A 21139-nucleotide genomic window follows, 5' to 3' on the forward strand; every position below is an offset into this window, starting at 1 on the left:
GCAGAAAGAGAACATACTCTGTAAAAAGACTAGAAAGTTGGCAAAAAGATGACATTTCCGAAAGAAGGGGAATTCATCACAATCAAAAGTTATAAACATGACGGAAGTCTACACCGAACATGGCGAGATACCATGGTCTTGAAAACAACTGAGAATGCCCTTATTGGTTGCAATGATCATACCTTAGTCATAGAATCAGACGGTAGAAGATGGAAGACACGTGAACCAGCACTCGTTTATTTCCACAAGCATTATTGGTTCAATATCGTTACTATGATACGTCAGAAAGGGACATCTTATTATTGCAACATGGCTTCACCTTTTGTAATCGACGAAGAAGGTGCTAAGTATATTGATTATGATTTAGATGTCAAAGTCTTTCCAGATGGAGAAAAACGTTTATTGGACGTAGATGAATATGAAGAACATGGGAAAAAATGGGATTATCCTGATGAAATTGATTTAGTTCTGAAAGAACATATCAAAATACTGGTCGATTGGATCAACGAGGAAAAGGGTCCCTTTACAGAGGGCTACGTTGATTTATGGTACAACCGTTATAAAGAGCTAACAGGAAAAAAATGATTGTGATGTAAACAGTAGTGAGACTTCATTGTCTACTACTGTTTTCCTTGTCTAGTTTTTTTAAAACAAAGAATTCAAAAATGAGAGGATTTAGTGATGTGAAAAAAAGTGTCATAATAATGCCTTTGCTATTCATTGCAGTGATAGGGACAATATATTCTGGATACCGTTATTCAAAAGAAAAAAACAGTAACTTAGACGTAAACCAGTCGGCTATCTCTTCAAATGATAAAAGTTTACAAGGTGATGGAGCAAATGGGACTGAGAAACAAGAAAATATATCTGAAAATATTAGTACGAAGGAACGTCTAAAGAATTACGAAGCCAGCAGTGAAGACCTTTCACTCATTGAATACTTAGATTACATATCTTTGAAAAACGGACAGGTCACACTTGCTTATTACGGAGATATAAACACAGATGAAGAATGGCTAAAGGAAATAACAGAAGAAATGGATAAAGTTATCAGTGGTGATTTTAATTCAATTGATCACAGTTATCCTGGGTATGATTCATATCAATTATACATAGAACAAACGGCTCAAGAGGTCACAGGAGATAATCCGGATGTCATTATTTATGCGTTGCCAGCAGTACCTGATAGAATTAGAGATATAGGTTTAACAGAGACAGAGGAATATATGGGATATGTTTTAGACGAACTGGTAGAAGAAGATACAAAAGTTGCATTACTTCAAAATTACCCACTTCCAGGGGAAGAAGATAGTGTAAACTCACGAGCGTTAACTTATAAAGATTATTTAGAACGAATGAAGAGTAAAAGTAATGAATATGATAGTTTAACAATAATACCACTGCATTCAGAATTTGAATCAGACATTGCTGATGAATCGATTGAAAACTACTTTGAAAGCGAAACGGAGTTAAACCAAGCAGGGAAGCAGAAAGTTATTTCAATATTGGATAAACTATTTAAACAAAAAATGTAATTATAAGCCTGGTATTCATTAGTATATGATTGAATATCAGGCTTTTAGTCACATTGAATGAAGGAGCATCTTGTTCTTAGTATCTCGCTACTAGATTCTTGCAAAAGTTATGTTTTAAAGGTATTATTTGAATAGGTAAGTATATTATAAAGGATCGATAAATATGAGTTATCTAGTAGAGCAATCCATAGAAAGACTAAAATACAATCATGTCCGTATTACCCCACAAAGGTATGCAATATTAGAATATTTGATTGATCAGGATACCCATCCAACAGCTGATGAAATATATAAAGCGCTAGAGAACGATTTTCCTGGTATGAGCGTTGCAACCATATATAATAATTTACGCTTATTCACTAAAATGGGCTTAGTCAAAGAAATGACATTTGGTGATCATTGCAGCCGCTTTGATTTTGTATCTAATGAACATTATCATGCTATATGCAATCAATGCGGACATGTAGAAGATATATATTATCCGGGACTAGAAGATGTTGAACAAGTTGCGAGTGATTTGACTGGTTATGCTGTTAAATCTCATCGTCTTGAAATGTTTGGTTTATGTCCAGATTGTCAAAAAAAGTAGTTAAAAAGCATACTTTGAATGAACAATTGTATGCAGAAAATAGATGATCACACTAAACAGTAATGATTAATTGAAACAGAATAATGCTGTTGTGGGATAAATACACAAAGGAGAGGGAAGTAATGAAAGATATAATGATTATTGTAAATCCTTCTTCCGGAAGAAAAAAAGCCGAATATTATGCCGAGAAGATGAAGAAAACATTTCAAAAGCACAACCGCAATGTAGCGATAAAACGGACTGAAGTAAAAGAAGATATTTCTAAATTTGCTGAAGCTGCTGGTGCAAAGAAATATAAAACACTTATAGTCATTGGAGGAGACGGTACAGTCTCTGAAGCGGTGAATGGATTGAGTAATCTAAAATATCGGCCAACTTTAGGTATTATACCTGCTGGAACGGTAAATAACATTGCTAAAAGTATAAACATTCCAGCTAATCCATTGGAGGCCATTGATCAGATGGTTCACTTTCATGAGAAGAAAATTGATGTGGGAAGAATTAATGATCGAATATTCCTAAGCTCCGTTTCAGCAGGACCAGTTCCTGAAACCGTTTGGGAAGTTAGTGACGAGAAAAAAGAAAAATTTGGGCAAGCCGCTTATTTTATGGAAGGTATAAAATCTCTAAGAGATGAGAAGACGTATGATGTAGAATTAACCATTGATGGAAAACAGTTTGATATTGACTTGAATTTGATTTTGGTCGGCGTAAATAGCTCTATTGCTGGTATTCCTAATTTTTTTAATGGTGCTGAGCTTGATGATGGACAGCTATACTTATTTGGAATGAAGCGGTCGACTATTGGGCAGAAGCTTACTGTTTTACAAGCTTTACTGTTTAGTAATGAAGAATTTAATGATACTCAAGATATCGCGTTCACTGTTCCTTTTAAAAAGGCAGTTTTGACAATAAAAAACAAAAAAACATTCACAACAGTTGATGGTGATCAGGGTCCAGAATTTCCAATTATATTGGAGGTATTGCCTCAGCGTTTTACATTCCTTGTTTCTAATGAATAGTAAAATAAAAAGATTTCTATCTTGTATATATTGAACTTAAGTGACTAAAAAATATCATAGTATCTCTTTTTTAGTCACTTTCGTAATTATACCAGGTGAATAAAAGCTTTACATGTATATGTTTATTAACATAAGTGGGGGGATTCGTTTAAAAACGAGGTAATGTATTGACACCTGTTTAGAACCGTGTTACGATATAGGAGTTGTTGAAGAAAATCTATTCATCCGCAATAGCTCAGCTGGTAGAGCGCATGACTGTTAATCATGATGTCGCAGGTTCGAGCCCTGCTTGCGGAGTTTTAATTTGGAGAATTGTCCGAGTGGCTTAAGGAGCACGCTTGGAAAGCGTGTATACGGTTTTCCGTATCGAGGGTTCGAATCCCTCATTCTCCTTTTTAATTACTTATCTAGGCCCCTTGGTCAAGCGGTTAAGACACCGCCCTTTCACGGCGGTAACACGGGTTCGAACCCCGTAGGGGTCATACTATTTAAAAAAAGGCGCAGTAGCTCAGTTGGTAGAGCAACGGATTGAAGCTCCGTGTGTCGGCAGTTCGATTCTGTCTTGCGCCATTTAATAGCATTAAATTCTGGAGGGATAGCGAAGTGGCCAAACGCAGCGGACTGTAAATCCGTTCCTTCGGGTTCGTAGGTTCAAATCCTACTCCCTCCATAGATATAGGGGTATAGTTTAATGGTAAAACTATGGTCTCCAAAACCATCGATGTGGGTTCGATTCCTACTACCCCTGTTTCAATGATTTTAATAGTGAGTTTTTTAATTCACTATGTTATACTGATTATTGGAACTTTATTATGGCGATTGTGGCGAAGTGGTTAACGCACCGGGTTGTGGTCTCGGCATTCGTGGGTTCGAACCCCATCAGTCGCCCTTTTGTTGGGCTATAGCCAAGCGGTAAGGCAGCGGGTTTTGATCCCGTCATTCCTAGGTTCGAATCCTAGTAGCCCAGTTATTCTTGAACTCAGTGCAATTGCATTGGGTTTTATTTTTATTTAGTTGAAGGAGAAAGGGTGGGACTGATGACTGAAAAACACGGTAAATTTTTTATTGTAATGGGAATCTTGATACTTGTCCTATCAATATATATAGTTTCTAAAGATCCAATAATTGGAGGCGTAGGGGTGCTTATCGGTTTGTGGAATATAGTGATGGGCTATCGAACGTCAAAGGGTAAAACATTCTTTCCTTCTGATGATGATTAATTTTAGAATGTGAGTATTTTGATCTCGAATTCATTACAGTAACGTAAATGATGAGAAGAAAAGTGGATTTTTAAGTGTTGTGTAAATCAGAAATTCAAATAAATTATATATAACATATAAATAGAGATAAAATACTTTGAAATAAATACAAAACACCTTAAGCCGGTTCAAAAATCGAACGTGCTTAAGGTGTTTTGTATTTACTTTATAGACTTGTGTACCAATAAAAAGAGAATGCAGTATTACTGAATAACACTGCATTCTTTTTATTAATTAACTATTATTTTCCTCAGATGATCCATTGGAATCTCCTGAATTTTCTTTATTATCTTCATTGTTCTGATTTTCTTTATCGCCATCTGGAGATTCGTCATCCTTATTTGTTTCAGAGTCGGAATCGGAAGGGGGGTCCTTCTCAGTATTTTCATCCTCTGTCGGCTTATCATTCTTGTTTTTGTCATTGTCCTTATTGTCATCTGAATCCTTAGATTCTTCTTCTTTTTTATCTTCAGAATCTTTGTCTTCTGAATTTTCGTCTTCTTTTTCTTCGTCCTCTTCGTCTTCGTCATTTTTTTTGACTACTTTGACAGTTACTGATGATTTAGGTCCTGTTGTATTATAAGCAGAAACAGAAAGTTCAATCAATAAGTCACCTTCTTGCGGTTCAGATACTTTATATTTGGTATCGTTAACGGTATAAGAAGCGCCGTCGACACTCAGATTGTATGAGACCTTCTTATCTTTATTTTCTAAAGTATAATCATCCCACTTTATAACCAATTCATCCTTGTTTTCATCGTATTTAACATTCAATCCTGTTGGGGCACTAAGTTTTTTTCCATAGACTAATGATTTTTCAGTCGGCGTATTTCCTTCAACAAAAAGTTCTGTTGTAAGTTTACTCCCTGGAGTATTAGGACCAGGTAATTTAGCAGGGGTTGTACCTGCTTCGACTGTTACTTCTTTTACGGAAGCAGGTTTTTGCCAATCAGAGTTTTCTTTACCTTCAGAAACATATTGCATTAGCTCTTGATAGATATGACGAGGGATTAAACGAGACCCATCTGTAAAAGAGAGGTAACCTGTCTCTTTTCTATCAAAGCCAGCCCAAACAGATAGGGAATAATTGGAAGTGTACCCTGTATACCAAGAATCTGGAACAGCACTAGAAGGGAATCCAAAATCACTTAACTGATCACTCGTAAAGTTTGTTGTGCCCGTTTTTCCAGCCTGAGGGATGTTCCCCAGACCTACGTAGTTGCTATAATTATCAGCCACATCTTTCAACATATCTGTTACCATATAAGCGGTATAATCAGACATTGCCTTATTTGATTCAGGGGTTAAATCAATTTCCTGACCATCTTGTGTAATAACTTTTGATACCGCATAGGGTTCAGTGTAGTTACCGCCATTTGCAAACGCAGCGTAGGAAGCGGCTAATTGAAGCGAACTCATTTCACCGTTAATTGCATTTGAAGGGACGAGTTCACCTTCTTTGGACATAGGATCAATTGGAATACCTAAATTTGTCATAAAATCTTCGGCTTGATCCATATTTAAAGAGTCGTTGAAAATTTTAGCCGTTGGAATATTACGTGAATCTACTAGGGCTTCGCGCATACTAATTTGGCCTCTATATTTTCCGTCATAGTTTCTCAGCGGTGTCCCATCTGGGTAACTATATTCTTCATCGACTACTTGATGATAGGTTGAATATTTTAAATGTTCAATTGCCGGACCGTATGTCGACAAGGGTTTTATCGTTGAGCCTGTTTGTTTGATATGGGTCGCACGATTTAATCCCAGTCTATCTTTGGTATTTCGACCTCCACCCAAAGCAGCTATTTTTCCTGTGTCTGCTTCTACAAGAGAGAGGGCAGCTTCTACATCATCTTTAATATAATCCACATAATCATCGGAATTTAAAATATCAAAAACACGTTGCTGTGCATCTAAATCGATATTTGTGTGGATGGTTAGTCCAGCTGTATAGGGATTTAATTCCGTTTTTTCACTAACTTCTTCTAATACTCTAATCAAATAAGCATCTATAACCAAAGCGTTGTTATCAGAAGTAGTTTGCTCAACAAGCCCTTCATCTATTGGCGTATCATAAGCTGCTTCGGCTTCTTCATCTGTGATGTGGCCTTCTTCAAGCATAACGCTGATTACGGTATCACGTCTTTCCTTGGCTAGTTCAGGATTAGCGTATGGACTGTAACGGTTAGGAGCCTTGGCCATGCCTGCAAAGAGGGCGGCCTCGTGTATTTCAAGTTCACTGACTGGTTTATCATAATATTCTTCAGCTGCGGTAGCGACACCATAAACATTTCCAGCCATATGGATTTTATTCAAATACAGGGTAATGATTTGTTCTTTGGATTTTTCTCTTTCAAGTTGAATAGCAAGCCAAGCCTCTTGTGCCTTTCTTTCTAATGTTTGATCAGCTTTTTCTCTAGAGAAAACAGATAGTTTTACTAATTGTTGGGTAATGGTACTTCCGCCTCCAACAATTTGTCCCCGATTTGTTACATAACCAAAGGCTGCTCGACCGATACCAAGGGGATCAATACCGAAATGGTCATTGAAGCGTTGGTCTTCAATGGCAGTCATAGCATTAATCATAACATCGGGATATTCATTAGCTTCAGCATACTCACGATTTTCTCCGCCAAGAGTATAGAAGATGTCACCATCTTTATCAACTAACTCGGTTGAAAATGTTCCAACTAAATCCTCTTCTGTTAGTTCAGGTGCAGAGGAGGCATAATAGGTGAATAATGCTCCTCCAGCGACCATGACAAGTAAAAACAATGTGATAAAAGCGAGTAATACTCGCTTGACCCATTTCTTGGGCTCTTGAGAATTATTCTTCTTTGACGTTTTTTTATAGTCTTTTCTAGAGACACCATTTTTTTCTGACATAATAAACTCCTTTACGTTAATTCTAAATAGTATAAAAAATATTGTGGAATGTCAACACAAATTTGAACAGAAATTATAAAGTGTAAAATATTATTAAGGTCACGTTCTTTTTGCCTCTCTCAACCGAATGGCAGACGTCATCCGCTTTATCGTTCGACTTGCTAATTTAACAGTATGTACCCAAGACTACAAGGGCAAGTTCACCCTTTCCGTCTCGGCCACAAACTGTTTTGATGAGGCAGCCGACCGATAAACGAATGACTCACAGTCTGTTTTTTTAGTTTGTAATTTCTCCCAGTCCCTACGATATTCAATAGGTGAGGCGTAATCAAGTGCACCATGAGGACGAAAATGATTCCACCAATGGACGTAGTCCATAAGTTGAACTTGCAAGTCATAGAGAGTATCGAATCGATTGTCATAAACAAATTCAAACTTGAATGATTTATATGTTGATTCAGCTACTGCATTATCATAAGGATTGCCTTTTCTACTCAATGAACGTTCAATCTCAAAGGTATCCAATAATTCATCGATGGCATGATTATCAAACTCTTTGCCTCGATCAGTATGAAAGATGTTCACTGTATTCAAATCTCCCTCAATGGTCGCAATAGCTTGCATAACCAAGTCTGCGGTCTTATTTGGTCCAGCAGAATAGCCAATAATTTCTCGATTAAATAAATCAAGGATAAAACAGACATAGTACCAAAATCTATCGACTTTAACGTAAGTCAAATCAGTAACGACGACAGTCATTGGTTGTTCTTGAGAAAACTCACGATTTAATTTATTCTCAATTTTGGCTTGGTTGACACCTGTTTTGTGTGGCTTATAAGATGGACGATTATACTTTGAAACGAGATGAAATTTCTTCATTATGCGTCCAATACGGCGGCGTGATACAATAAAGCCTCGTTTTTTTAGTAAGGGTTTTAATTTACGCGTACCGTAGGTATTTTTACTTTTTGCGAACTCTTCAATGATTACTTGTTCGAGTTCTGCTTCATGCTTATTCTTTTTCGTTTCATAATAATAAGATCCACGACTAATCTTAAGGGCGCGGCACATCGCTGATATAGAATATTTGTGTTTGTTTGCTTTAATCACTTCGACTTTCGCCCGAATATCAGCGCCGCTTGCTTTAAAATATCATTTTCCATTTCGAGTTGAGCATTTCGTTTTTTTAGCGCTTTTAATTCTTTTTGTTCAGGCGTTAAGTTATCTTGTGTTTTAAAAGAACCTGATTGGCTATTCTCACGAACCCACCGATCAAAAGTGGAAGGGGTTAGTTCATACTCATTAATAATTTCGCTTCTGGGTTTTCCTGCTTCATATAGATTAACAAGTTGGTGTTTGAATTCATTTGAAAATTTACGTCTTTTTCTCCGTACTGACATAATAGATTCCTCCAGTGTGTTTGTTTTAGTATACACACCTTATCTTTTCTGTCCAACTCAGTGTAACCTATCCAATTGTTTCTCTTCATTAGAAAGTGACTTTACATTATTTAATGAAGATAGTCAATAAATAAAGTGTGTATTTGATAGATTAAAATGTTATTCCTGAGCTATTAATTTATCAAGCACATCTAAATAAGGTAAACGAGGGGAAAATTTATAGTTGATCTCGAATCCTTCGTTTTCTATATTTTTCAAGGGAATGGACTTCTTTTTATCATCTTTAAACTGTTGTTGCCACCATTTATGGATAGACGTAAAATCCACTAAAAATACGCGGTTGAGTGCGCTAAACCTAATAATAACAAAACAAATCCCACCATGATCATGGCATTTTTGCATATGATCTAGTTGATGTTCATGGAAGTTTTTTAAAGGAAAAGACGTTTTATTCCGTGTTTCTTTTGCTTCAAAATCAATATAACGACCTTTGTATATACCGTTATAATCTGTTGTGGAGGCCTTCCGAAAGTATGCTTCTGTAATTTTTGCTGCACTTCTTCTCGGGTAGTTTACATTGACTACTTGTATTGGAATTGGTTTTTTATGAATAACGGCTTGATTTTTTTCAAGGTAATAAGCGTTAGTGGCGTTTAAATCTTCTTCTAGTGTCATACCACGATTACTATAGGACGGCTTCTTTTTCTTTAGTTGATTTCCACTCGTCTTTTTGTCATTATTAATATGATAAGGTTTCCCATTAGGATACCGGATAGTCATTTTATCACAACCTTAAATTGATGTATTACCATTTTACCAAATAAAAACAAAAGAAAGTAGAAAGGAGAGAGGGTTTATCAAAAATTTATACATTAGCGGCTATCGTTCTTATGAAATATCCGTGTTCAAGGCGGATGATCCAAAAATCACTTATATAAAAAAGTTTTTCAAAAAGAAACTTATTGAGTATATTGAACAAGGAGTAGAATGGGTCGTTGTATCAGGAAATTTAGGCACTGAACTTTGGGTGGGAGAAACAACCATAGAACTCAAGGAAGAGTATCCGGCAATAAAACTAGCGGTTATACTACCATACACTAATTTTTCAAATAAGTGGAATGAACTGAATCAAATCTATTTTAATTCAATTATCGAACGTGCGGATTATGTTAATTATACATCAAACGATGATTATGCAAACCCAGGGCAGCTGAAAAATAATCAAGGCTTTATTGTTAGGAATACAGATGGCTGTTTATTATTTTATGATTCAGAGCACGAAGGTAAGACGGAATATTTTTATAAACAGGCATTGAAATATCAGGAAAATCATGACTACCAAATGGAAACAATATCATTTGATGATCTCCAATGGTTTATAAATGATTTGTCAGAAGAAGAAAGCTTTGAGGAAGAACAATATTAAGCAAGGTGTTTTATGTGGATAAAACCCTTTAAGATGGCGAAAAGATTGGGGACTAGTAAACAAAAATATCAAGTTGTAAAAATAAAATAAGTTTAATATTGTAAATCTTCACTTTTGGACTTATATTTGCTATAATAGTGTTAGTAGTTGATTTAGATATAAAAAGTGATAGTTACTATTTCTTTATAATATTATTTAGAGTAAAAGATGGGGTGTAGGTATGGATAGGGAATTGACCCAGAAAGAGATTTTAGAAAAAGATTTTAAAACTAAAATGCGTGGGTATGATCCAACTGAAGTGGATGAATTTCTTGATGTTGTTATTAGAGATTACGATGATTTCCAAAAAGAAATTGAACAGTTGAAAGCCGAAAATGATCGGTTACTTGATAAAGTTGACGAACAGGCAAAACAAATGAGCACACAAAACTCAAGTTCCAGCCAAACGAACTCAGCTATATCCAATTTTGATATATTGAAACGTCTATCTAACCTAGAGCGACATGTTTTTGGATCTAAATTAGATAGCGAGTAAATCTTAGGGTTAGTAGCTAACTAGCTGTAAATACTTGGTTTAAGCGCAAAAATGCAGACTTAATCTATTTTCTAATATATATTGAGTAGCAATTTTTTTATAATTTTTTATGTACATCACGGATGATCGCGCAGTTTATTTAAAACTGTGAGGAAAGTCCATGCTCACACAAGCTGAGATGCTTGTAGTGTTCGTGCGCAGCGAAATAATAAGCTGCGGCTCCCATTTAGATGGGATGACGGCAGGAAAAAAAGCTAAGGGGTTAAACCTATGCTTGAGTACTCTTGAAAGTGCCACAGTGACGAAGCAGATGTAGAAATGCATCTGGTGGAACGCGGTAAACCCCTCGAGTGAGCAACCCAAATTTTGGTCGGGGCACTTTTCTCCTGGAAATGAACAGAGAGAAGAGGCAGGGCAACTATGCTCGTGCAGACAGATGATCATCTCGGATAAGACGTTACCGTTTTATCTAGACAGAACATGGCTTACAGTGATGTACATATCGTGCTGAAATCCTCTCTTTTAAGAGAGGATTTCTTTACGTAAAGAAGTATTTAAGGCATACTAGAAAGAAAAGAGAGGTGGCGTAAACAAATGAGTTATAAATTACTTGCTACAGCCGCAAGTGGGATTGAAGCCCTTGTTGGAGATGAACTAAAAAAGTTAGGTTATGACGTCCAAGTTGAAAACGGACGGGCACGTTTTGAAGGCGGTAAAGAAGATATCGCTAAAGCTAATCTATGGCTTCGAACAGCAGACCGTGTAAAAATAATTGTTGGTGAATTTGAAGCCAAAACATTTGATGATTTGTTCGAACAAACCAAAGCATTGCCGTGGGATGATTATCTATCAATGGATGCAGCGTTCCCAGTTAGTGGGAAATCTATTAAGTCAACGTTATATAGTGTTCCCGATGTGCAAAGAATCGTTAACAAGGCAATAGCTGAGAAAATAAAAGATGTTTACCATAGAAGAGGTATGCTTCCCGAAACAGGTGCGAAGTTTCCAATTGAAGTAGCTATTAGAAAAGATAAAGTTATGCTTACAATTGATACTACAGGTCCTAGCTTGTTCAAACGTGGATATCGAATGGACAAAGGGGGCGCTCCGATAAAAGAAAATATGGCTGCTGCTCTTATTATGCTGACAACTTGGCGCAAAGATCGTCCATTTGTTGATCCAACGTGTGGCTCGGGAACCATTCCAATTGAAGCGGCTTTGATTGGTCATAATATTGCCCCAGGTTTCAATCGGTCATTTTTATGTGAAGATTGGGACTGGATGCCAAAAGAGTTATGGCAGAAGGTACGACAAGATGCGGAAGAACAAGCAGATTATGATGTAGAATTGGATATTTTAGGGACAGATGTTGACAGTCGAATGGTCAAAATTGCTGAAGAAAATGCTTTAGAAGCAGGCCTTTCGCACAGTGTTACATTTAAGCAAGTCCAAGTAGCGGATTTCACGACAGATAAACAATTTGGTATTATAGTTTCAAACCCACCATATGGCGAACGTTTAGGTGATCCAGATGAAGCGTACCAAGTGTATCGCGATATGGGAAAAGCTTTCCAACCACTCGAAACATGGAGTAAATACATTATTACAAGCGACTTGGACTTTGAAGAGCATTACGGAAAAAGAGCAACAAAAAAACGTAAACTCTATAATGGTTACCTTCGTACAGATTATTTCCAATATTGGGGAAAACGTAAATAAGTCTGCTTTAAGCACAATGTGGCTGACTATTATTAGTCGCTTTGTGCTTTTTTTAGTGTTTAAGCGGAGTTACCTATCTCTAGATATTGATGGAAAAAAATTGAATTAAGAATCAAATTGAGTGAAGCGTATTACTAAGAAGATGAAAAGAACTGTTATCTGCCCATTTTAACGACTTCAATCTCATGAATGTTAAAAAAGTGGTCCAAAAAGCATTATAGGGACAAGTTATTCGCTGAAAAGCTAAAAAACTTGTTCCAAAAGCGATATAGGGACAAGTTATTCGCTGAAAAGCTAAAAAACTTGTTCCAAAAGCGATATAGGGACAAGTTATTCGAGGAAAAGCTAAAAAACTTGTTCCAAAAGTGATATATGGACAAGTTATTCGCTGAAAAACTAAAAAACTTGTTCCAAAAGTGATATATGGAGAAACACTTTTATAAAAAGTGCAAAAATTTCTCACTAATCTCTTGTAACACAAACAGCCTAGCCAGTTACACCACGAAAAAAAATCTATCTATTGTATCTCATATAAAATATTTATGTCTATATTTAAGCTCATTAATTTGAAGTAATGAGACGAGTAGTATACGATATTATTAAATATATAGGAGGCTAAGGAAATGATTACAAAAGTAGATCAACCCTTTTTAAAACGTAGTGTTGAATTAGCTGAAGAAGGCTTGAACAAAGGTGATGCACCATTTGGTTCACTTCTTGTTTCTTCAGACGGGAAAATATTATTTGAAGACCATAACCACATTGGCGGAGGCGACGCGACACGCCATCCTGAATTTGCCATTTCACGGTGGGCAGCTGAGAATTTGACCCCAGAGGAAAGAGCAGTCACAGTCGTTTATACGTCAGGCGAACATTGTTCGATGTGTTCTTCAGCGCATGGACTAGTTGGACTTGGACGAATCGTCTATGTAAGTTCGACTGAACAGTTAAAAGCTTGGAAAAAGGAATGGAATATTGATGCGGGACGATTAGAAGGGCTAGCTATTGAAGATGTTATAAAAGGTACCCAAGTTGATGGTCCAGATGAAGAATTATCAAAACAAGTTAAACAACTGCAAGCAAGATATTACAATATTTAAAAAAGAAGCAGCATCCAAGTTCTTATCTAAGAGCTTGGATGCTGCTTTTTCTGTTAATTAGAAGCCCTACTTTTTTGCTGGCAAGTCTTCGATAGAATTGATGTTTTCCATATATGTCGGGACAACATAACCTAGAACTGTACCTTCTAAATTTGGTCCCAAGTCGTTGATCTTATCGCCATATGTTTCCATGAATGCACCTTGAGATGTTGGTAGCCAGGCTGCTAGTGTAGCATCTGCTTCACCTTGAGCCAGTGCCTGCCATAAAACCGCGGGGTCTAAGTTTGTAATTGTAACCTCATATCCTATTTCATTCAGAACATGTGCCATGACATTCGATGAAGCACGCTCAGTGTCCCACGGCGTAGAGCCCAGTTCAAAGGGTTCTCCGTCAACAGAGTCTACACCTTCTATCCAGTCATCGACCCTACCACGATTGTCTTTGATCCATTCTTTTGTAACTTCTTCAAAGTCTCTTTCCAAACCTTCAAGCATAACCCATTGCATATCTTCAGGTTCCCATTTGAATCTGTCTAGAACTTTATATGCTTCAGGCTTATCTTCTTCAAGATCAGTACGGGTCAAAGTGTTGATACCTTCAGCTCCACCGTAAACGTTCAAAGGATCGTCTAATACTTTCAGGTCATATTTTTCAAATTTATAATGGGGCTTCCAGCCAGTAACAACGATAGGCTCTTCGTTACTAATAGCTTCATCCAATTGACCGAGCATACCGGCCGTTGAACTCTCTTGAAGTTCCCAGCCCTCTAAGTTATCATACTCTTCCAATGTTTGGTTAGAGGGGTCGGACATACCAGCTCCTGGTTCGATCCCGGTTATTGTGTATTCCAGCGCTTCTCCAATATCTTCTTCCTCTGTACTTTCATCATCTCCGCATGCAGTAAGTAACAAGGGGGCAGAAAGCAGGGTAATAGTTTTAACTAAAGTACTCTTCTTCATTTCTATCTCCTCCTAAAATTGTTTTATGCAACTATAAAATGATAACATAAATAATTATGTAAACCAATTTATAATAGAAGATAGAGGGTTAAATAAAAAACTCATTCTTTAAGGACAAGATTATCAATTTTTATTATTGGTTCATCAAATGATAAAAAAGATTTTCTGACATATGATTTAAGATCCTAGGTACTGTTTTATCCGAAATCAATAGCGGCTTTATTTATTTTAAAAATTGAAACGAGATGTTAATATAATAAATTGTGCACACCCTAATCGCAATTAATTTGATTGGAGTATATAATAAAGTATATAGCATAGATATTTTTCTTTATAAAATAAAGATAAGATATGTTATAATATAAAAGTTGAATATTTTTTACATAATAAGGAGAGATAAAAATGGATTGGATAAATCGTATAGTAGAAGTAGGGATGACACTAGCTTTAGCGGTCATAACATTGATTGTTGGCTTGGCAGTAATAAAGATTATTGTTAATTTGCTTACTAAACAAGTAACTAAATCAAAATTAGATGAAAGCTTAAAACCCTTCATCATGTCTGTAATTAGCGTTGGACTAAAACTAATTTTAGCAATAAGTGTTGTTGGGATATTAGGTATACCTACTGCATCATTTGTAGCTATATTAGGTTCATTTGGTTTAGCGTTAGGTCTAGCTTTCCAGGGGTCATTAGCTAATTTGGCTGGTGGTGTATTACTATTAACCATGCGACCTTTCAAAGTTGGAGATTACATTGAAGGTGCTGGATATAGTGGAACAGTTAAAGCCATTCAAATACTTTATACCGAATTAGTAACACCGGATAATAAAATGATATATGTTCCAAATGGTAACTTGTCGAACTCTGGCATTGTTAATTATTCTGTACATGAAAACCGTCGTGTTGACTTAGTTTTTGGAGTGGGATATGAAGTAGACAATCAACATGTACTACAGACACTTCAGGAAATTGTTTTGAAGCATCCAAAGGTTTTACTGGATCCAGAACCGTTTATTCGTATGTCTGGTCATGGTGACAGCGCAGTGGAGTATACTGTTAGAGTTTGGAGTAAGGCGGAAGACTACTGGGATGTTCATTTTGATATAATGGAAACTGTTAAAACAACTTTTGATGATGAGAATATATCTATTCCCTATCCGCAAATGGATATTCATACGCTAGAAAATTAAAATCATAGAATTGATAAGGAGGTGAAGACATAAAATGGTCTTCACCTTTCCTTATTTAAATAAAGTGTGTTTAAAAACTTGAATGAGTTATAGTTAGTTTGGTTTATTTTAAAACATATAAAAGAGTTCGGACTTTTATATAAAGATGATATACTATAGTATAACAATAGAAGAAACTGGAGGACGGGTATGTATAAAGTGGGATTTGATACAGATAAGTACTTAGAAGAGCAGTCAGCATATATTTTGGAGCGTGTGAAAAACAGTGAAAAATTATATCTAGAGTTTGGCGGTAAATTAATAGGGGATAAACATGCCAAACGAGTTCTGCCAGGATTTGATGAAGATGCTAAAATGAAATTACTAGCTACGCTGAAAGACAAAGCAGAAATCATTATTTGTGTCTATGCTGGTGATATTGAAAGAAATAAAATCCGTGGAGATTATGGCATAACTTATGATCGGGATGTTTTGCGTTTAATTGATGAATATAGAGCTTATGGAATCCCTGTAAATAGTGTACTCATCACACGATATCGGGAACAACCAAATGTGAAAGTTTTCATGTCTAAACTAGAGCGCAGTGGTATCATTGTGCATACTCATCGTGAAATCGAAGGTTACCCAACCAACGTCGATGCTATAGTAGGTGAAGAAGGATTTGAAAAAAACACGTATATTGAAACAACAAAACCACTGGTGATTGTAACAGCGCCAGGAGCAGGTAGTGGTAAATTGGCCACGTGTCTTAATCAGCTTTATCATGAATTTGCCCAGGGGAACAAAGCGAGTTATGCAAAGTTTGAGACATTCCCTGTGTGGAATTTACCTATTAAACATCCCGTAAATATCGCTTATGAAGCAGCTACGGTAGATTTAAATGATGTCAATATGATGGACAACTATCACTATGAAGCATATGGTGAAGTGGCAGTTAATTATAATAGAGATGTTGAAATGTTCCCAGTGATAAAAAGAATCCTAGAAAAAATCACTGGAAAACCATCGATGTATAAATCTCCGACAGATATGGGAGTTAATCGACTGAAATCAGGTATCACCGATGAAGCTACTGTAATAAAAGCAGCTAATGAGGAAATTATTAGACGCGCTTTTTCGGTAGAAAATGACTATAAAAAGGGACTAGCAGACAAAGAGACGTTGCGTCGTATTCAGTTAATTCTAGAAGAGTCTGATTTGAAAAAGGAGCACCGTACACCTGTAAAAGTAGCACGAAAATATGCAAAAGATGTCCAAGGTAAATTAGCAGACTCAAACCTACAAGCGGTCATAGCGATGGAGTTGAGTAATGGTAAGATGATTACAGGACGAACAACAACTCTAATGGATGCATCAGCGGCTGCTGTCGTCAATGGTCTAAAAGTACTAGCTAATATCTCAGATGAGATTGACTTATTGGCTCCTATGATTTTGGAAACAATTCAACATCTAAAAACAGATGAATTAAATAGTAAAGTTCCAACCTTATCGGCAAATGAATTACTTATTGCATTAGCAATAAGTGCGGTTACGAACCCAACGGCAAAACTTGCCTATGATCAGTTGGAAAAATTAAAAGAAACTCAAGCACATTCTACTGTCATAATGAACCATGAGAACCAGCAAACATTAAAAATGCTCGGTATTGAAATTACAAATGATCCAATATATCCAAATGAAAATTTATACTATAATTAATACCGAATAAAGTAAGTAGCTATAAAATTAGAATAAAAGGATGATTGTATGAAAAAAACAACGATTGGTATAGTAGGCTACGGTAATTTAGGTAAGGGAGTAGAAGTGGGGCTGAAACATTCTGTTGATTTAGAATTAGTTGGAATATTTACTCGTCGTCAGCCTGATCAGTTGGAAACATCTTCTCCAGTTTACCATATAGATAAGCTTGTCGATTTTAAAGATACAATCGATGTGCTCATTCTTTGTGGAGGCTCGCAAAAAGATATACCCACACAGGCGCCTAAAATGGCAGAATTATTCAATACTGTTGATACGTACGATAATCATAATGAAATTCCAACACACTTTGAAAAGCTTGATAAGGTTGCAAGAAACAACAATACAACGGCTGTGCTTTCTACCGGATGGGATCCAGGGTTGTTTTCTTTGAATCGCCTTTTTGCAGAGGCAATTTTACCGAAAGGAAACACATATACGTTCTGGGGACCGGGACTCAGCCAGGGTCACAGCGATGCAGTCAGACGTGTTGAAGGCGTTAAACATGCAGTACAATATACTGTTCCTAAGCAGGAACAAGTGGATGCTGTAAAGAATAAGAAGTCGCTTGATTATAATAAACAAGATGCACATAAGCGTGTCGTTTTCCTTGTGCTAGATGAGAATGCTGATGAAAAGAAAGTAAGAGAATCGATTTCCACTATGCCAGATTACTTTTATGGCTACGAAACCGAAATTACAATCATTGATCAAGCAACCTTTGATAGAGATCACACGGGGATGCCTCACGGAGGGACAGTTATGAGACAAGGGAAAACGACTGATGAAAACACTGCTGTTTATCAGTTTGGTCTTGATTTAGATTCAAATCCTGAATTTACAGCGGCTGTAACAATCGCTTATGCACGAGCGGCAGGAAAGCTGGCTAAAGAAAAACAATATGGAGCAAAAACAGTTTTTGATATTGCTCCTAGTTATTTATCGCCAAAAGATCCAAAAGAATTAAGAAAAGAATTATTATAAAAAAAGTAGAAAGCGAGTATATATACTCGCTTTCTACTTTTTTCTTTGTTTTGCTAATGCTTGTTTAGCCATGTTATCGGCTCCTTTATTTTCCTTTTCAGGGATCCATTTTATTTCATAAAAGGCTAGGTCATCTAACATTCTTGAAATTGATTTGAATAGGTTGATATATTGTTTGTTTTTAATGTAGTTTTTATGAAGGGCAGTCACTACTAATTGGCTATCACTATGAAAAACAATCCAATTATCTTGATAATTATTATTTACTACCCAACATACCGCATTTAGAAAAGCCTCCAACTCGGCGAGATGATTATCAATTGTAGGAGTAAGAGGATATTTGATTTGTTTATATAAACCTTCACCTACTACAAGTAGGCCGCCGCCTGCTAAACAGTCTTTTGCAGAGACTGCTGCATCACTGTAAATCTTTAGCATGTAGAATACTCCATTCTTTTTAAAAAATAAAAAAGTCAGCCTCATAAGAATAAGAGAACTGACTAAAATTGTGCTTAATCATTATCATTAACGGTTTCGACGACATTTACATTAGTGGCTTGAGGTCCGCGAGAGCCTTCCACAATATCGAATTCAACATACTGACCTTCATTTAAAGCTTTATAGCCTTCCATATTTATACCAGTAAAATGAACGAAAACATCATCGTCTTCATTATATTCGATAAAACCATAACCTTTTTGATTGTTAAACCATTTAACGGTGCCTTTAGTCATCGTCTTCCCCCTAATGATTCCTTAAGTATAAGTTACCTATAATTCTCAGTATAAAGTATAACGGTTACATAGTCAACGATAGACATGACTCAAAAACTTTAAGTGAAAAAGCATCAGTGGGTATGCTAAAATAAGAAGGAGTAGAATGCTAAGGAGAGGTTAGTTATGAAAGAATGGAAAATTGACTATTTAACACACTCATATGGAGTAAAAACATTGTTTGATGATGTATCCTTTTCGATTCAAGAGAAACAAAGAATCGGATTAATTGGGGTGAATGGAACCGGTAAAACAACCTTTCTAAAGATTATTGCCAATAGAATAAAGCCTGATATAGGAGAAATTACACGTCCTGGTGAATATACTATCAACTATCTGAGCCAAAAAAATGAACTCGATCCTACAAAAAGTATTTTTGATGTTGTTTTTGATGGAGATTCACCGATGATTAAAGCAGCAAAATATTATGAAGAAACATTAAAAAAATTAAGTGCGGATCCAACAAATCCAAAAATACAAGAGGCCTTTACAATGGCAGAGAAAAAAATGAATCAAGAAGATGCTTGGAATATTAATTCTCGTGCCAGTTCGATATTAAATAAATTAGGTCTTCTTGATAGTGATAAACGGATTAGTGACTTATCTGGTGGTCAGAAAAAACGCGCTGCATTAGCCCAAGTTCTTATTCAAGAGCCAGATTTATTAATTCTTGATGAGCCAACGAACCATCTTGATTTTCAAATGATTGAATGGTTAGAGGGGTACCTTTCAAGCTACCGTGGATCACTTTTGATGGTAACACATGACCGTTACTTTTTAGATAGAGTAGCGAATGAAATTGTTGAATTAGATAATGGGAAGTTAGAAAATTATCCTGGAAATTACCAACAGTACATCCAGTTGAAAGCAGAAAAAGAAATGAATGAGCAGCGTATCGCTCATAAGCAGAAGCAATTATATAAGCAAGAGCTTGCATGGATGCGTGAGGGCGTAAGAGCGCGTGGAACCAAGCAAGAAGCGCGTAAGCAGCGTTTTAAAGATCTTGAAGGGCAAGTAAAAGGACAAGAGAAAGAATCAGAACTAGAACTTCAACTTTCTGGGACACGCCTAGGGAAAAAAGTTCTTGAGTTAAAGGATGCGTCAAAAAAGCTAGATGATACACTTATTTTAGAAAAATTCAATCTACTTATCCAACAAACGGATAGAATAGGTATTACGGGTACGAATGGTTCAGGCAAAACGACTTTTTTAAATATCCTTGTTGGAGAAGCAGAGCTAGATAGTGGGGTATTTACAATAGGTGAGACAGTAAAAATAGGTTACTATAAACAAATCAATGAAGCGTTTGATGAAGATAAGCGAGTTATCACATATTTAAGAGAAATCGCTGAAGAAGTCAAATTGTCAGATGGTTCGTCTATTAGTGTGTCACAGTTACTTGAACGGTTTTTATTTAAACGTTCCATGCATGGCTCGCCAATAAATAAATTATCCGGTGGTGAAAAACGTCGCTTATATCTTCTTAAAATATTGATGCAGCAACCAAATGTCTTGTTATTAGATGAACCGACAAATGATTTAGATGTTCAAACGCTAACCATTTTAGAAGAGTTTATCGATCAATTTAGTGGGGCAGTCATTGCAGTATCACATGATAGGTATTTCATTGATAAAATATCCAATAAACTCCTGATTTTTAAGGGAGCTGGAGAAATTGAGGAAGTATACGCCTCCTTAACTGAGTATTTAGAAAAAAGTGATCAGGTAAAAAAAGAAAAAAAGCCTGAGTTACAAACTAAGTCAGCTAAAAATAAAAACAATAGAAGAATTAAAAAGGAAAAAACAACGCTAACTTATATGGAAAAGAAAGAATGGGAAACGATTGAAGAAGAGATAGAAGCAATTGAATTAGGCATTGAAGAAATACAATCGGAAATGGAAAAAGTTGTTTCTGATCATGTGAAATTGAGTGACTTAACAGAAAAACAAACAGAATTAACGCAACAACTTGAAGATAAATATAATCGATGGGACTATTTGGCACAGTATGTATAGA

Annotated in this window: 19 protein-coding genes, 8 tRNA genes and 1 other RNA gene; 22 read left to right on the forward strand and 6 right to left on the reverse strand. The window is 36.1% G+C overall.

Annotation, left to right across the window (positions count from 1 at the left end; all coding sequences use genetic code 11):
- The first annotated feature begins 48 nt into the window (after positions 1-48).
- The 13 genes from ntdP to BMX83_RS00765 all read left to right on the forward strand — a co-directional run bounded on the left by ntdP (position 49) and on the right by BMX83_RS00765 (position 4366).
- Entirely contained in the window at positions 49-585 is a 537-nt protein-coding gene (gene ntdP, locus BMX83_RS00705; RefSeq protein ID WP_091631920.1) for a nucleoside tri-diphosphate phosphatase, read from the forward strand.
- A gap of 98 nt (positions 586-683) precedes the next feature.
- Entirely contained in the window at positions 684-1535 is an 852-nt protein-coding gene (locus tag BMX83_RS00710) for a hypothetical protein (RefSeq protein WP_143059462.1), read from the forward strand.
- 163 nt (positions 1536-1698) lie between these two features.
- Positions 1699-2124 (forward strand): Fur family transcriptional regulator, encoded by a 426-nt coding sequence (locus tag BMX83_RS00715; RefSeq protein WP_091631926.1) that lies wholly within the window; start codon positions 1699-1701, stop codon positions 2122-2124.
- A 122-nt stretch (positions 2125-2246) separates the two neighbouring features.
- Positions 2247-3146 (forward strand): diacylglycerol/lipid kinase family protein, encoded by a 900-nt coding sequence (locus BMX83_RS00720; protein ID WP_177170439.1) that lies wholly within the window; start codon positions 2247-2249, stop codon positions 3144-3146.
- A gap of 224 nt (positions 3147-3370) precedes the next feature.
- Positions 3371-3443: transfer RNA gene (locus tag BMX83_RS00725), tRNA-Asn, on the forward strand.
- 9 nt (positions 3444-3452) lie between these two features.
- Positions 3453-3539: transfer RNA gene (locus BMX83_RS00730), tRNA-Ser, on the forward strand.
- Between the two features lie 17 nt (positions 3540-3556).
- A tRNA-Glu gene (locus BMX83_RS00735) sits at positions 3557-3628 on the forward strand.
- Positions 3629-3643: 15 nt separating this feature from the next.
- Positions 3644-3716, forward strand: a tRNA-Phe gene (locus BMX83_RS00740).
- A 19-nt stretch (positions 3717-3735) separates the two neighbouring features.
- A tRNA-Tyr gene (locus BMX83_RS00745) sits at positions 3736-3816 on the forward strand.
- Between the two features lie 7 nt (positions 3817-3823).
- A tRNA-Trp gene (locus tag BMX83_RS00750) sits at positions 3824-3894 on the forward strand.
- Positions 3895-3961: 67 nt separating this feature from the next.
- Positions 3962-4034 (forward strand) — tRNA-His (locus tag BMX83_RS00755).
- 7 nt (positions 4035-4041) lie between these two features.
- Positions 4042-4113 (forward strand) — tRNA-Gln (locus tag BMX83_RS00760).
- 70 nt (positions 4114-4183) lie between these two features.
- Positions 4184-4366 carry a hypothetical protein gene (locus tag BMX83_RS00765; RefSeq protein WP_143059463.1) on the forward strand — a complete coding sequence of 61 codons (183 nt, stop codon included), beginning with the start codon at positions 4184-4186 and terminating at the stop codon, positions 4364-4366.
- 273 nt (positions 4367-4639) lie between these two features.
- Here BMX83_RS00765 and BMX83_RS00770 read toward each other — a convergent pair whose 3' ends face one another.
- The 3 genes from BMX83_RS00770 to recU form a co-directional block, all read right to left on the reverse strand.
- Positions 4640-7294, reverse strand: a complete 2655-nt coding sequence (locus tag BMX83_RS00770) for a transglycosylase domain-containing protein (protein WP_091631936.1) — start codon at positions 7292-7294, stop codon at positions 4640-4642.
- A gap of 186 nt (positions 7295-7480) precedes the next feature.
- Positions 7481-8694 (reverse strand): IS3 family transposase gene (locus BMX83_RS00775; RefSeq protein WP_245746599.1). Its coding sequence is split into 2 segments (ribosomal slippage): positions 7481-8409 and positions 8409-8694, totalling 1215 coding nucleotides; the frame shifts between segments, so codons are not numbered across the junction.
- A gap of 159 nt (positions 8695-8853) precedes the next feature.
- The gene (gene recU / locus BMX83_RS00780; RefSeq protein ID WP_091631939.1) at positions 8854-9474 is read right to left on the reverse strand and encodes a Holliday junction resolvase RecU; all 621 of its coding nucleotides are present in this window, start codon (positions 9472-9474) and stop codon (positions 8854-8856) included.
- A 91-nt stretch (positions 9475-9565) separates the two neighbouring features.
- Here recU and BMX83_RS00785 point away from each other — a divergent pair, with 91 nt between their 5' ends.
- From BMX83_RS00785 to BMX83_RS00805, 5 genes are all read left to right on the forward strand, one after another.
- Positions 9566-10120 (forward strand): SLOG family protein, encoded by a 555-nt coding sequence (locus tag BMX83_RS00785; RefSeq protein WP_281242015.1) that lies wholly within the window; start codon positions 9566-9568, stop codon positions 10118-10120.
- Positions 10121-10340: 220 nt separating this feature from the next.
- Complete coding sequence (gene gpsB, locus BMX83_RS00790) at positions 10341-10655, forward strand: cell division regulator GpsB (RefSeq protein WP_091631945.1); 315 nt, start codon at positions 10341-10343, stop codon at positions 10653-10655.
- 114 nt (positions 10656-10769) lie between these two features.
- Positions 10770-11148, forward strand: an RNA gene (gene rnpB / locus BMX83_RS00795) — RNase P RNA component class B.
- A 101-nt stretch (positions 11149-11249) separates the two neighbouring features.
- Entirely contained in the window at positions 11250-12374 is a 1125-nt protein-coding gene (locus tag BMX83_RS00800; protein WP_091631948.1) for a THUMP domain-containing class I SAM-dependent RNA methyltransferase, read from the forward strand.
- A 623-nt stretch (positions 12375-12997) separates the two neighbouring features.
- A complete protein-coding gene (locus tag BMX83_RS00805) occupies positions 12998-13474 on the forward strand; it encodes a nucleoside deaminase (RefSeq protein ID WP_091631951.1) in 477 nt (158 codons plus the stop codon).
- Positions 13475-13540: 66 nt separating this feature from the next.
- On the opposite strand, the gene BMX83_RS00810 is transcribed toward BMX83_RS00805, so the two are convergent.
- Positions 13541-14434 (reverse strand): glycine betaine ABC transporter substrate-binding protein, encoded by an 894-nt coding sequence (locus BMX83_RS00810; protein WP_091631953.1) that lies wholly within the window; start codon positions 14432-14434, stop codon positions 13541-13543.
- A 402-nt stretch (positions 14435-14836) separates the two neighbouring features.
- Here BMX83_RS00810 and BMX83_RS00815 point away from each other — a divergent pair, with 402 nt between their 5' ends.
- The 3 genes from BMX83_RS00815 (at position 14837) to BMX83_RS00825 (ending at position 18349) form a co-directional block, all read left to right on the forward strand.
- Positions 14837-15628, forward strand: coding sequence for a mechanosensitive ion channel family protein (locus tag BMX83_RS00815; RefSeq protein ID WP_091631956.1), 792 nt, complete (start codon positions 14837-14839; stop codon positions 15626-15628).
- A gap of 189 nt (positions 15629-15817) precedes the next feature.
- Entirely contained in the window at positions 15818-17326 is a 1509-nt protein-coding gene (locus BMX83_RS00820) for a DUF1846 domain-containing protein (RefSeq protein ID WP_091631958.1), read from the forward strand.
- Positions 17327-17374: 48 nt separating this feature from the next.
- Positions 17375-18349: a diaminopimelate dehydrogenase gene (locus BMX83_RS00825; RefSeq protein WP_091631961.1), complete on the forward strand. Its 975-nt coding sequence runs from the start codon at positions 17375-17377 to the stop codon at positions 18347-18349.
- Positions 18350-18382: 33 nt separating this feature from the next.
- Here BMX83_RS00825 and BMX83_RS00830 read toward each other — a convergent pair whose 3' ends face one another.
- The gene (locus BMX83_RS00830) at positions 18383-18787 is read right to left on the reverse strand and encodes a reverse transcriptase-like protein (protein WP_177170440.1); all 405 of its coding nucleotides are present in this window, start codon (positions 18785-18787) and stop codon (positions 18383-18385) included.
- 74 nt (positions 18788-18861) lie between these two features.
- A complete protein-coding gene (locus BMX83_RS00835) occupies positions 18862-19083 on the reverse strand; it encodes a cold-shock protein (protein ID WP_091631966.1) in 222 nt (73 codons plus the stop codon).
- A gap of 165 nt (positions 19084-19248) precedes the next feature.
- On the opposite strand from BMX83_RS00835, the gene BMX83_RS00840 reads away from it, so the two are divergent.
- A complete protein-coding gene (locus BMX83_RS00840; RefSeq protein ID WP_091631969.1) occupies positions 19249-21138 on the forward strand; it encodes an ABC-F family ATP-binding cassette domain-containing protein in 1890 nt (629 codons plus the stop codon).
- Position 21139: the final 1 nt, after the last annotated feature.

This window comes from Alkalibacterium gilvum, from assembly GCF_900109085.1.
Taxonomy (GTDB): Bacteria; Bacillota; Bacilli; order Lactobacillales; family Carnobacteriaceae_A; genus Alkalibacterium; species Alkalibacterium gilvum.